Origin of the sequence: Mesorhizobium sp. M2E.F.Ca.ET.209.01.1.1 (assembly GCF_004010375.2) — a bacterium.
GTDB lineage: Bacteria > Pseudomonadota > Alphaproteobacteria > Rhizobiales > Rhizobiaceae > Mesorhizobium.
Genome location: NZ_SADP02000001.1, coordinates 1 through 12,086, shown reverse-complemented (window position 1 = coordinate 12,086; position 12,086 = coordinate 1). Strand labels below are relative to the sequence as shown.

Annotated in this window: 15 protein-coding genes; 5 read left to right on the top strand and 10 right to left on the bottom strand. The window is 62.8% G+C overall.

Annotated features, from left to right (window positions below; all coding sequences use genetic code 11):
* Nucleotides 1-10 precede the first annotated feature (10 nt).
* The gene (locus EN852_RS00075) at nucleotides 11-730 is read right to left on the bottom strand and encodes a response regulator transcription factor (protein WP_040989639.1); all 720 of its coding nucleotides are present in this window, start codon (nucleotides 728-730) and stop codon (nucleotides 11-13) included.
* Entirely contained in the window at nucleotides 717-1,244 is a 528-nt protein-coding gene (locus EN852_RS00070; RefSeq protein WP_189545642.1) for a MarR family transcriptional regulator, read from the bottom strand. Before EN852_RS00070 ends, EN852_RS00075 begins: the two co-directional genes overlap by 14 nt.
* Before the next feature lie 260 nt (nucleotides 1,245-1,504).
* On the opposite strand from EN852_RS00070, the gene EN852_RS00065 reads away from it, so the two are divergent.
* The 3 genes from EN852_RS00065 (at nucleotide 1,505) to EN852_RS00055 (ending at nucleotide 3,656) form a co-directional block, all read left to right on the top strand.
* Nucleotides 1,505-2,398 carry a branched-chain amino acid aminotransferase gene (locus EN852_RS00065; RefSeq protein ID WP_127874437.1) on the top strand — a complete coding sequence of 298 codons (894 nt, stop codon included), beginning with the start codon at nucleotides 1,505-1,507 and terminating at the stop codon, nucleotides 2,396-2,398.
* 146 nt (nucleotides 2,399-2,544) lie between these two features.
* A complete protein-coding gene (locus tag EN852_RS00060; protein WP_095817307.1) occupies nucleotides 2,545-2,853 on the top strand; it encodes a hypothetical protein in 309 nt (102 codons plus the stop codon).
* A 161-nt stretch (nucleotides 2,854-3,014) separates the two neighbouring features.
* Nucleotides 3,015-3,656 (top strand): MBL fold metallo-hydrolase, encoded by a 642-nt coding sequence (locus EN852_RS00055; protein WP_127864532.1) that lies wholly within the window; start codon nucleotides 3,015-3,017, stop codon nucleotides 3,654-3,656.
* A gap of 215 nt (nucleotides 3,657-3,871) precedes the next feature.
* Here EN852_RS00055 and EN852_RS00050 read toward each other — a convergent pair whose 3' ends face one another.
* From EN852_RS00050 to EN852_RS00040, 3 genes are all read right to left on the bottom strand, one after another.
* Complete coding sequence (locus EN852_RS00050) at nucleotides 3,872-4,282, bottom strand: BA14K family protein (RefSeq protein ID WP_127874436.1); 411 nt, start codon at nucleotides 4,280-4,282, stop codon at nucleotides 3,872-3,874.
* A 217-nt stretch (nucleotides 4,283-4,499) separates the two neighbouring features.
* Nucleotides 4,500-4,712, bottom strand: a complete 213-nt coding sequence (locus tag EN852_RS00045) for a cold-shock protein (protein ID WP_006202521.1) — start codon at nucleotides 4,710-4,712, stop codon at nucleotides 4,500-4,502.
* Between the two features lie 238 nt (nucleotides 4,713-4,950).
* Nucleotides 4,951-5,163 carry a cold-shock protein gene (locus EN852_RS00040; RefSeq protein ID WP_006202520.1) on the bottom strand — a complete coding sequence of 71 codons (213 nt, stop codon included), beginning with the start codon at nucleotides 5,161-5,163 and terminating at the stop codon, nucleotides 4,951-4,953.
* A gap of 448 nt (nucleotides 5,164-5,611) precedes the next feature.
* Here EN852_RS00040 and EN852_RS00035 point away from each other — a divergent pair, with 448 nt between their 5' ends.
* Entirely contained in the window at nucleotides 5,612-6,004 is a 393-nt protein-coding gene (locus EN852_RS00035; protein ID WP_127874435.1) for a Kazal-type serine protease inhibitor domain-containing protein, read from the top strand.
* 198 nt (nucleotides 6,005-6,202) lie between these two features.
* Nucleotides 6,203-7,837, top strand: coding sequence for a tetratricopeptide repeat-containing sulfotransferase family protein (locus EN852_RS00030; RefSeq protein ID WP_127874434.1), 1,635 nt, complete (start codon nucleotides 6,203-6,205; stop codon nucleotides 7,835-7,837).
* Between the two features lie 325 nt (nucleotides 7,838-8,162).
* Here EN852_RS00030 and EN852_RS00025 read toward each other — a convergent pair whose 3' ends face one another.
* The 5 genes from EN852_RS00025 to EN852_RS00005 all read right to left on the bottom strand — a co-directional run bounded on the left by EN852_RS00025 (nucleotide 8,163) and on the right by EN852_RS00005 (nucleotide 11,567).
* Nucleotides 8,163-8,516 carry a DUF1428 family protein gene (locus tag EN852_RS00025; RefSeq protein WP_127874433.1) on the bottom strand — a complete coding sequence of 118 codons (354 nt, stop codon included), beginning with the start codon at nucleotides 8,514-8,516 and terminating at the stop codon, nucleotides 8,163-8,165.
* A 192-nt stretch (nucleotides 8,517-8,708) separates the two neighbouring features.
* A complete protein-coding gene (locus tag EN852_RS00020; protein WP_127864537.1) occupies nucleotides 8,709-9,125 on the bottom strand; it encodes a glyoxalase/bleomycin resistance/extradiol dioxygenase family protein in 417 nt (138 codons plus the stop codon).
* Nucleotides 9,126-9,273: 148 nt separating this feature from the next.
* Nucleotides 9,274-9,456 (bottom strand): hypothetical protein, encoded by a 183-nt coding sequence (locus tag EN852_RS00015; protein WP_127874432.1) that lies wholly within the window; start codon nucleotides 9,454-9,456, stop codon nucleotides 9,274-9,276.
* Between the two features lie 92 nt (nucleotides 9,457-9,548).
* Entirely contained in the window at nucleotides 9,549-9,938 is a 390-nt protein-coding gene (locus tag EN852_RS00010; protein WP_127874431.1) for a nuclear transport factor 2 family protein, read from the bottom strand.
* Between the two features lie 102 nt (nucleotides 9,939-10,040).
* Nucleotides 10,041-11,567 (bottom strand): ABC-F family ATP-binding cassette domain-containing protein, encoded by a 1,527-nt coding sequence (locus EN852_RS00005; protein WP_127874430.1) that lies wholly within the window; start codon nucleotides 11,565-11,567, stop codon nucleotides 10,041-10,043.
* Nucleotides 11,568-12,086 lie beyond the last annotated feature (519 nt).

Sequence of the window (12,086 nt, the reverse complement as noted above, 5' to 3'; positions counted from 1 at the left end):
CGACGGTAATTTATTCGACGCTGAGCCGATACCCAATACCGCGCACCGTCTGCAGCCACACCGGATTGGACGGATCGCGCTCGATCTTGCGGCGCAGCCGGTTGATCTGCACGTCGATGGTGCGCTCGCCGACATCCGATTCATCGCCCACCAATTCATGGCGCGGTATGGTCTCGCCCGCTCGCGCGGCGAAGATCGCGAGGATCTCCTGCTCGCGGTCGGTCAGCTTAAGCGCCTCGCCGCCGCGCTTCAATTCGCGCTTGGCGATCTGGAACGTATAAGGTCCGAACACCAGCTGTTCCACCTTCGGCGTCGCGGCCGGGCCGCCACGGCGCAGGATGTTGTTGATGCGCAGGATCAGCTCGCGCGGATCGAACGGCTTCGGCAGGTAATCATCGGCGCCGGCTTCCAGCCCGGTAATGCGGCTGTCGGTCTCGGACAGCGCCGTCAGCATCAGGATCGGCACGTTCTTCTCGGCCCGCAGCGCCTTGGTGAGGTCGACGCCGGTTTCCCCCGGCATCATGACGTCGAGCACCAAAAGGTCGAAGTCGAGGCCGGCGAGCTTGCGCCTGGCTTCGCCGGAATTGCCGGCGACGGTGACGCGAAAGCCGTTCTCGGACAGATACTGCTTGAGCAGGTTGCGGATACGCGTGTCGTCATCGACAACCAGAAGATGCGGCGCGTCATCGTCGGGCGCGGCCGGATGATCAACCTTCTCAATGGTCTCCATGGTTCTTCCCCGATGTTTGCGCAGGCACAATGTCGATCTGCGCTCTTAGTTCCGGATTGACCATCGCTTCCAGGAAACGTTCGATAGTGGCGCGCTCGGCGGCTCCGGAATCCTCCAATGCCGCACGGATGCGGCGCGACTGTGGCCGCGCCAGCGCCAAGGCCAGCGCGCGGCCCTTGGCGGTCGGGTAGAGCTCGCGCTGCCGGCGGTCGCGCGGACCCTGCACCTGGACGATATGATCGGTGTCGATGAGCTGCTTCAAGACCCGCGCAAGGCTCTGCTTGGTGATCTTCAGCACATCGAGCAGTTCGGCGACGGTGAGGCCCGGCCTGCGGTTGACGAAGTGCAGCACACGGTGATGGGCGCGGCCGAAGCCATAATCGGCAAGGATCTGATCCGGGTCGGAGGTGAAATCGCGATAGGCGAAGAAGAACAGTTCGATGATGGCGAAGTCGATGCCGTCCTCATCGGCGATCGCCGTCCTGATCGGTTTTCCGGCTGCGGGGCTCGTCATCATTTCTCCATGCGAGGCGGGAATTATGTCAGTACTATTGACGTAATTTCCGAGCAATGATAATTTTTGACAAGCTTTTCGGCGGATTGCGAACGAAAAGGCAAGAGGAAGCCGTTTTTCCGGAACTTCCTGAGTTTGCCACGAATTGAATATCCGCCTACGCTTTCAAGCACCGGCCAGCGTTTCGGATCCTGTGACGGGGCCGGCATGAAGGCTATAAAACACAACGATTTGCGGGCGCCCGCCCGCGGGAGGTTTCCATGGCATCCGTTCCCTTCGATCAACTGGAAGGCTTCATCTGGATGAACGGCGAGTTCGTCAAATGGGCCGACGCCAAGGTCCATGTGCTGACCCATGGCTTGCACTATGCCAGCGCAGTCTTCGAGGGCGAGCGCGCCTATGGCGGCCAGATCTTCAAGCTGACCGAGCACAATGAGCGCCTGCATGAATCGGCGCGCCTGCTCGGTTTCAAGATTCCCTATACGGTCGCCGAGATCGACGAGGCCTGCCGCACGCTTTTGAAGAAGCAGGGTTTCCAGGATGCCTATGTGCGCCCGATCGCCTGGCGCGGCAGCGAGCAGATGGGTGTCTCGGCGCAGAACAACCGCATCAATTGCGCCATCGCCATCTGGCAATGGCCGAGCTATTTCGACCCCGCGCAGAAGCTCAAGGGCATCCGCCTCGATGTCGCCGAATGGCGCCGGCCGGATCCGCGCACCGCGCCTTCCAAGTCCAAGGCCGCCGGCCTCTACATGATCTGCACGCTGTCCAAGCATGCGGCCGAGGCCAAGGGCTATGCCGACGCCATGATGCTCGACTGGCGCGGCCAGGTGGCGGAAGCCACCGGCGCCAACATCTTCTTCGTCAAGGACGGCAAGATCCATACGCCGACGCCCGACTGCTTCCTCGACGGCATCACCCGCCGCACGGTGATCGGCCTGGCGAAGGACCGTGGTTTCGAAGTGATCGAGCGCGCCATCATGCCGGAAGAGCTCGAAGGTTTCGAGCAATGCTTCCTGACCGGTACCGCGGCCGAGGTGACACCGGTTTCGGAGATCGGTCCATACCGATTCGAGGTCGGCGAGATCGCCAAGACTTTGATGAACGACTATTCTGCTGCAGTGCAACCAAAGCACGCGATCGCCGCAGAATAGCGATAGTCACAGCTTTTTTGTGCAAGAGGGGCGGTTTTCGGGCCGCCCTTTTTATTTAAGCTTTCATGCATTTGACTTTCGAACGGTTCGGCGTCTCATGATGGTGTCGGCCCTTGGAGGCAGGCGGCTATGGAGGGACTAGTTACATGGACAGCAACACGATTATTCAGATCGTTGTACAGGTAATTGCCGGCGTTATCGGCGGCCAGGCGGTTGGCGCGGCGCTGAAGCAGGCGGCGATGGGCCAGCTTACCAAAATCCTCAGCGGCGCGATCGGCGGCGTCGGCGGTGCGGCCATCCTTGGTAGCCTGTTGGGCGGCGGTGGTGTCGACGCGGCGGCCGCGGCGGGCGGGATCGGCAGCGCCCTCGACCTGAAGAACCTTCTCGGCGGCGTCGGCGGCGGCGCCATCCTGACCGGCATCATCGGCGCGGTCATGAACGCGATGAAGAAATAAGGCCTCCTTCAAGTTTTCAAATGGGCGGCTTCGGCCGCCCATTTTCGTTTCCAGGATATTTGCGCTGGCCGGCAGTGGACGGCGTATGCCCGCCTGTCTACATCAGGGCCACAACAGGAGCGGTTCAGACTTTTCCTGGAATTGCTCGAGAAAGGAAAGCCATGGGTCAGCTCAATGCCGGCATCGTGCCGGTCACGCCGTTCCAGCAGAACTGCACCGTATTGTTCGACATGGACGACAAGAACGGCGTTGTCGTCGATCCCGGCGGCGATATTGACCAGGTGCTCAAGGCGCTGAAGGACAATGCCATCAAGGCCGGCGCGATCTGGATCACGCATGGCCATATCGACCATGCCGGCGGCGCGATGGAACTGAAGGAGGCGCTCGGCATCGACATTATCGGCCCGCACGAAGCCGACAAGCCACTGCTTGCCAACCTCGAGAACCAGGCCAAGCGTTTCGGCCTGACCGATCCGGTGCGCAATTGCGTGCCGGACCGCTTCCTCACCGAAGGCGAGACGGTGTCCTTCGGCAATCACGTGTTCGAAGTGCTGCATTGCCCAGGGCACGCGCCGGGCCATGTCGTCTACTACAACCGCGCGGCCAAATTCGCGCATGTCGGCGACGTGCTGTTCCGCGGCTCGATCGGACGCACCGATCTGCCCGGCGGCGACCACGCCGCGCTGATCGCCTCGATCAAGGACAAGCTTCTGCCGCTTGGCGACGATATCGGTTTCATCTGCGGCCACGGGCCGGGCAGCCGCTTTGGCGACGAGCGGCGGAGCAATCCGTTCTTGACCTAGGTTATGCTGATATTCAGGTGATGCCGGCCTGCGAGCGGCAGTTTCCTGCGCTTCCGGTACCCAAAAGTACGCTCCGCTCCGGTTCTCGGAACCTACCGCTCTCGACTCGGCCTGACCTGAATCTCAGCACAACCTGCCCAGTGGCGAGTGGCCGGGCCAGAAACAAAAAGCGCCGCTCGAGGCGGCGCTTTGCTTAGGGCAGGGAACCCTAAATATTAATTGGCGACGCAGAAATGCTGGTCGCCGTCGCTGCCCGTGAAGGTGCCGGTCCGCGAATTGAAGGTGCGATAGCGGTCCGAGCAATATTCGTACCAGGCCCTGGTCCACGGCTCGGCATAGCGGTCGGCATAGACGACGCGCGGCTGCACGTAGTAGCGGCGCACCGGCCGGGCGACATAATAGTCGTCACCATAGGCCGGTTCGTAATAGCGCGGCCCGGGGTTGCTGAGCGCGCTGCCGATCAGGGCGCCGGCCGCGAGGCCGACAACGCCGGCAGCGAGGGCGTCGCCGCCATGATTGCGATGATGGTGCCAGCGCCAGTCATCGGCATTAGCCGCCGAGAAGGTGGCCAAGGTGGTCGCGGCAATGCCAACGCTCAGGATGGCGGTCTTGAGAAAACGGTTCATCTTCGGTCTCCTTCGCGCCGGCCCGCGCATTTTTCAGGGGATGCGAACCGGCTTTAGCAAAGGTTAATAGAAGACCGTGGCTGAACGGAGGCTGAACGGAAATCGGCGTAATCGATTTTTTCGAGGCCGGTTATTTTTCGAAAGTCCGGGCACAACCCGTTTCCGGGCGGGAGCGGTCCCGCCTGAAAAGCCTCCGTCGGATCCGTCGTGAGCCGGCTTAGCCGATCGACAGATTGACGGCCTTCGGACCCTTGCCGCGCTTGTCCGGCTCGGTGTCGAATGTCACTTTCTGCCCATCCTCAAGACCGGGAAGGCCCGACGCCTGCACAGCCGAAATGTGGACGAAGACATCCTTCGCGCCATCGTCGGGCGTGATGAAGCCGAAGCCCTTGGCATGGTTGAAGAATTTGACGGTGCCGGTCTGCGGCATGGGAAACTCCTTTGATCCCATCAAGTCAAGTCTCGGGCCGGCAAATTGCCCGAGAGGAAATTTGTCCTTTATTTTAGCGCTATCGGCAAGAGAAAGTTTTCGCCTGCCGATCCAAGGATTTGCGCGCAAAAAAGGCGCGACCGTTCGGTCGCGCCTTCGCAATTTCGAGCCTGTCCAAAAGCCCGTTTATGATCCTGCCGCATCATTGCATCCGCAAGGACAGGCGGTTGCGCGCCGATCAGGCGGCGCGCAGGTTGACCGCCTTCGGGCCTTTGCCCATGCGGTCCGGCTCGACGTCGAAGGTGACCTTCTGGCCGTCGACCAGCGTGCGCAGGCCAGATGCCTCGATCGCGGAAATATGGACGAACACGTCCTTGGCGCCGCCATCCGGCGTGATGAAGCCGAAGCCTTTGGTGGCGTTGAAGAACTTTACGGTACCGGTCTGGGCCATTGGGGAAACTCCTTCACCCGTGTCAGTCTTGTGGTTTGCCCGCTGCCTCGCGCCTTGGGCAAATCCCGGTGGTTGCTTCGGCGGTCATGCATTCGCGCATGGTCAAACCCCCCGCCGAAAAACGGGGCTGTCAGAGATTCACACTTATCGGGGAAAGGTCGTCCAAAACGTTCCGCTCTCCGGGTCGCAAATGCCCGAACGGGGAAATTTATTACACGGAAACGTGATGGTTGCAAGACGACGGTCGTGGGCGGCCCGCGGCGCGTCCAACGCTGGGTCTCGATAGACCCCGTGCCGGCACGGGTCATCGGCCAGAGACGAGCCAAGCATGGGCCAGGGTGAGGCTGTCGGCCGAGGGCCTGACGGCACCACAAACGGTGGTTGCGTTCGCCGCGGGGAGTGCGAGGATATCGCGAGGTGGCGTGGGGCGCCGGACGGAGGAGGACACATGCGCTTGCTGGGAATCTCTTGGCAGGGCCCGGTCATTTTCATTCTCGCGGCGCTGCTCGCGGCCTGTACCGTGGTGGTCGACGATGGGCCGCGCCCGCGCCCGCCCAGGCCGCATCCGCAGCTCTGCACCATGCAGTATCAGCCGGTCTGCGCCCGGCGCGGCGGCGATCGCCAGACCTTCGCCAATGCTTGCCTGGCTGAAAGGGAAGGCTACCGCATCGTGCGTGACGGTCCCTGCCGCGACGGCGGTGGTGGAGGTGGCGAGCAGACATTCTGCACACGCGAATACGCTCCGGTCTGCGCCAGGCGCAATGGGCAAGAGCGCACCTTTCCGAATGCATGCGAGGCCCGCGCGGCGGACTACCGCGTCGTCGGCGACGGGCCGTGCTGAGAAGCAACGCGGTGTCCGCCTCAACAGGCGGGTATAGACACCGCAACGCGCGTGGTGTTGCTTAGCCTTGAATCTCTCGCCCGCATGGCTTAGGTCCGGCGGACCAACGAACACAGCAGGTTTCCCATTAACAGAGATCAAAGAAGAGCGGCGAATGCGGGCGGCAAGCCGGGAACGGCCAGCCCGCTCGATCCCTATGTGCAGCGGGCGCTGCAGCTGCACCAGGCCGGGCGCCGTCAGGAAGCCGAGGCGCTCTATCGGCAGGTCCTGGGGCAGCAGCCGAACCATGCCGCCGCCTTGCACTTCCTCGGACTGCTGCTGCACCAGACCGGCCGCAGCGAGGAGGGGCTCGATCTCATCGAACAGTCGGTGACGCTGCAGCCCGGGAACGCCGACTTCCTCAACAATATGGGCACGGTCATGCGCGACCTCGGTCGGGTCGCCGCCGCAGTCGATTTCTTTCGCGGCGCGGTGGATATCAAGCCGGACCAGCTGGCGGCGCGCGACAATCTCGGTTCGTCGCTGAAGCAGCTCGGCCAGTTCGACGCCGCCGAGGAGATCTATCGCGGCACGATCGGCCGCAACCCGTTCCATGTCCGTGCCCGCATCGGGCTTGCGGAAACGCTGCAGGAGGCCGGGCGGCTGGATGAGGCGATCGCCCTGTTTCGCGAGTCCTTGTCGATCCGTCCGAAGGACGCCGAGCTGCTTTACGGGCTCAGCGTGGCCATGATGGAGAAGGGCAAGCTCGGCGAAGCCGCCGATCTTGCCCGACAGGCGGTGGCGGTTGTTCCCGGTATGGCCAAAGCCTGGCTGCTTTTGACCCAGGTCAAGCGTCAGACCGAACGCGACAAGGAGCTTTCCGGCATGGAAGCCGAGCATGCCAAGGCACCGCAGGGCAGCCTGGCGCGCATGCAGCTTTCCTTCGGTCTCGGCAAGGTCCATGACGACCTCAAGGACTATGGCCGCGCTTTCGACTATTTCGCCGAGGGCAATGCCATCCGCCGCCAGGGTATCGACTACGATCCGGTCCGCACGCGCGACGAGTTCGAGGCAATGAAGGCCGCCTTCGACAAGGCCTTCTTCGAGAAGCACCGGACGAGCGATGTTTCCGACGATACGCCGATCTTCGTTGTCGGCATGCCGCGCTCCGGCACCACGCTGGTCGAGCAGATCATCGCCAGTCATCCGCAAGTCTATGGCGCCGGCGAGTTGAGCATCCTGAAGACGGCCGTTGGCAAGCAGTTTCCGATGAGCATGCCGGGCGGCTTTCCCGCCGGGATCGCCGATATGCCCGACAAGGCCTTCGCCGAAGCCGGTCAAGCCTATCTCGACATGCTGCATACCCGCTATCCGGGCTACCGCCATGTCACCGACAAGATGCCGGGCAACTTCATGCTGGTCGGCTTCCTGCACATGATGCTGCCGAAGGCCAAGATCGTCCATTGCGCCCGCGACGCGGCCGCCACCTGCCTGTCGATCTTCAAGGTGCATTTCCGCGGCGACAGCCACCGCTATGGCTACGATCTCGGCGAGCTCGCCGATTTTCATAACCTCTACACCGACATCATGGCGCATTGGCACAAGGTGCTGCCGGGCGTCGTGCACGACGTGCGCTACGAGGATTTCGTCGCCGACCAGGAAGGGCAAACGCGGGCGCTGATGGCGTATCTCGGCCTGCCCTGGGACGACAAGGTTCTGTCGTTCCACGAGACGGACCGGCCGGTGCGTACCGCTTCCGCCGCGCAGGTGCGCCAGCCGATGTATCAGGGCTCGGTCGATCTGTGGAAGCGCTATGGAGACCGGCTGAAGCCGCTGCTGGACAAGCTGGGCTGATATTGAGGTGAGGCCGGCCTGCGAACGGCGGTTCCCTGCGCTTCACCGTTTGATCGCGCTTCTCGCCTTCGTCATCCACGGGCGGAGCGGGAGCGAAGCGGGCGCGTAGACCCGAGGATCCATGCCGTGACCTCGAGCGAGGGGTAAGGCGGTGCAGAACAGAGATCGTTCTGCACCGCGGTGACACTCATAGGTAACGGAATGGATCCTCGGGTCTGCGCCGCGTCGCTTCGCTCCTTGCTTCGCCCGTGGATGACGACCTGACGGGCGTCTCGGCCAAGCGCAAAGGGCTTGCGACCAACCAGACTGGCGCTCCGTCAGTTCCTCAAAGCTCGATAAATGGCTGGAAGCCGCCGAAGATCATGCGCTTGCCGTCGAACGGCATGGCGGACCAGTCCATCTTGAGGCGCTCATCGGCCATCACCTTGGCCATGACCGCGTCGCGGCTTTGTCTGGATTCGTAGACCACCCAGGCGAAGATGACGATCTCGTCGTCCTTGGCCTGAACGGCGCGCGGGAACGAGGTCAGCTCGCCATAGGGCACGTCGTCGCCGATGCATTCGACATAGGAGAGCGCGCCGTGCTCCATCCATATCGGGCCCGCGGTGTTGGCCAGCTTCTTGTAGTCCTCGAGATTTGCCTTTGGCACGGCAATCACGAAACCATCGACATAGGACATGACGAAACTCCTTGGTTGGGCGTGACCTTCTTTTCTCCCGTTGCGGGAGAAGGTGGATCGGCGCGCAGCGCCGAGACCGATGAGGGGTGCTCCAGCCTGGCGCCAAGCTACCCCACACCCGGATTGCCAGCCGATTTGCGAAGGGCAAATCGGGGCAATCCGACCTCTCTCACAGAGGGAGAGGCAGACGGTTCACTTCACCGGCGCGTTCATCGCCCAGGCGACGCCGAAGGGGTCCTTCACCTGGCCCCAGCGGTCGCCCCAGAACATCACCTGCAGCGGGGTGACGACTTCGCAACCGGCATCGACCGCGCGCTTCCACCAGGCATCGATGTCGTCGCTGCCGAGATGGAGCTGCAGCGTATAGCCTTGCGCCGCCTGGTGCGGATGGCCGTGTTCCGGATAGGCATCGCCCAGCATCAGCGTCGAGCCGTTGACGTAGAGATGGATGTGCATGGTGCGGCCCTTGTCGTCCGGCGGATAGGCGAACACTTCCTCCGCGCCAAAAGCCTTCTTGTAGAATTCGGCGGCCTTGATGGCGCCGTCGACCTGCAGGTAGGGGGTCAATCCGCCAAGAACCTTGGCGCGGGGCGGGGTCTGATCGTTCATATTCGTGTTCCTCTTCACGGAGTTTGACCTGGCTTGCGGCCCAAGGACGGACGAAGCGGCGGCGATCCTACATGCCTCCAGAAATTCTTTTTAAGCGCCTTGCGTTGCAGCCGCGCGGCCGCAAGACAATCGCATTGAAAGCATCATTTTATATGACCTTCGCGGAGAAGGTGGTGGCGCGGCGGCTTTCGCGCGTTTCGAAAATCTCCGGAAAGCCGATGTCCTTGCGCAGCTCTGCGGGCAGCGAAAGCAGGATGCGCTCGCTGCGGTGACGGGCACGCGCCTGGGCATACCGGTTGGCGAGGCGGCCGATGGACGACAGTACCGACATGATGGTTCTCCCTGGTTGATGCCGGCATCATCGTGTCGGCATCCCAAGGACGAGGCGGCAACAGGCGATCCGACAGATCGCCCAAAACTTTTTCAGAACACCGACGCCGCCAGCGCGGTGTCGTAATATTCCACCATCTCGATGATCTCGCCGTCGCGGACGGTCCAGAAATTGGCGGTGCGCATGATGAGCTCCTCGCCGGTGGTGCGACGCGTCATGTGGATTTCGACCTGTGCTGCGACCTTGTCGCCGCCGTCGATGATCTCGACCGGGACGAAGTGGCGGTATTCGAAGTCATCGTCGAGCGCCAGCAGCCTGGAGAGGAATTCCTGCTTGCCATGCGCGGTGCCGGCATGACGCGATTGCCGGGGATCGGCAATCCAGCGGAACACGACGTCCTCGGCGCACTGCGACAAGGCGCCCTCGATGTCGCGGTCCGCATAGGCTTTGTAGAGATTGCTGACGATTTCCACTGCACGCATGGCCCGTTCCCTCCATGGCTGAGCAATCCAAGATGCTCCTTTTTTAGCTGATGGAAAAGTATTGCCGGGCCGGCGGTGACGGCCCGGCGGGTGTATCGTCTCTCAGTTCGGCGTTTCGGCGACGGAGCGGAAGAACGCCTCCGGGTCATCGACTTCAGTCAGCCGCCGCTTCTCGATCAGCCAGAAGCGGTTGCCGATCGTGCGGATGAAGGAGCGGTCGTGCGAGGCGAGCAGGCAGCTAGCCTGATGCTTCAGCAGTTCCTCCTCCAGCGCTTCCTGGCCGTCGATGTCGAGATGGTTGGTCGGCTCGTCGAGCAGATAGAAATTGGGATGGATGAGCCTCAGCACCAGCATCATCAGCCTCGACTTCTGTCCGCCGGACAGAGTGCCGATCTTCCGCTCCTGCATTTCGATGGCAACGCCGGCGCCGGCGAGCAGCGAACGCGCCCGCTGCTCGCCGACCTCGAACCGCCGCGAGATCATCGCCAGCGGCGTGTCGCTGCCATCGATGCCCGACAGCGCCTGATCGCTGTAGCCGAGCACGGTCGACGGCGTCACCTTGATGTTCGCGATCGAGCCCGGTTCGGCGATGGCGTTGCGGATCATGGCGATGAAGCGCGTCTTGCCGACGCCGTTGCGGCCGAGCAGCACGATGCGATCGTCCTGGCAGATATGGCGCTTGCCGGTCTTGAACAGCAGCGCGCCGTCGGGCGTTTCGACCGCCGCGTCCTCCAGCGTGATCAGCACCTTGGCGTGGGTGCCGCGGTTCGCCAGCCTGATTGCGCCGGCCGAACGCTCGCGATGCGCGGCCACCGCTGCGTCCTCGAGTTTCTCGGCCCGCTCCTTCAACTGCCTGGTTTTCACCGTCAAAAGGTCGCTGCCTGAATTGATGCCGATGTTGTTCAGCTTGGCGGCCTGCTTGCGCAGCTGCTGAGCAATCTTCATGTCGCGCTCGAACTTGCGCGCCGTTGCGGCGTCGAGCTCGTCGAGCGCCTGCCTGGCACGCGAATAGGACAGAGCGAACACCGGTGAGTCCTCCGGACGCAGGAACAGCGTGCGGTTGGTGGTGGCGTCAAGGAAAGCGCGGTCGTGGCTGGCGACGATCACAGGCACGTCGCGCGGCAGCGCGTTGAGCCAGTCCTCCAACTGGCTGATCCTGGCGAGGTCGAGATGATTGGTCGGCTCGTCGAGCAGAAGCACGTCCGGATCGGTGACCCAGACGCGGGCAATCAACGCCAGCCGCTGCCAGCCGCCGCTCAGCGCGCGCATCGGCCGGCCGCGCATGTCTTCCCGCACGTCGAGCGAATCCAGCACCACGTCGACCCGCCAAAGCTCGCTGTCGCGCTGCTCGGCCGGCAAGGCATCGGCGACGACGTCATGAAAGCTGCGATCGAGCAGCGCCTCGGGAACGGATTGCTCGACATGGCCGACGCGCAGGCCGCGCGAGCGGGTGATGTCGCCGGCTGTGGGTTCGAATTCGCCGGCCAGGCATTTGAGCAATGTGGACTTGCCACGGCCATTGGCCGCGACGATGCCGAGCCGGTCGCTCGCGCCGATGGTGAGATCGAGATTGGAGAAGAGCGGCGCACCCATGGTGACGCCGAGGGATTTGAGGCTGATCAAGGCCATGTCGATTTCTCTGGTCTTGCCGGAAAGTCCGGCTGATGCACTTTGACGGTGCGCTGGCCGATCAACCGATCAGCTTAACGGCACCACGAAGGGCAGACCAAAAATCGAAACGGGAAAACCCGGACCGTCCGGTCAGCCCTGCAAGCAAGCTCGCAGGGCGCAAATCGGGCCACGCTGACGATGGTGATCGATAAACACGCAGCCCTCCTTTCCAGATGTTCGAGTTGGGAGATTGGGTACACCGGGGGAAGGGCGGATTGCAAGAGGGCGGTGAAGTGCTTCCCTTCTCCCCTTGCGGGAGAAGGTGTCGCCGAAGGCGACGGATGAGGGGTGCTCCAGCTTGGCGTCGCCGGAGGAGACGGCAAGTTTGCTAGCCTCTCACTCCGCTGGAACACCCCTTGTGTGTTTGGAATCGTGCATGTTGAGGGTGCCACGGACCAGGTGTTTGCCTGATCCGTGGCGGCGATCGAGAGCCCGTCACCCCTCAGGTAGCCTAAACCGTGGATGAGCTGGGGCCCG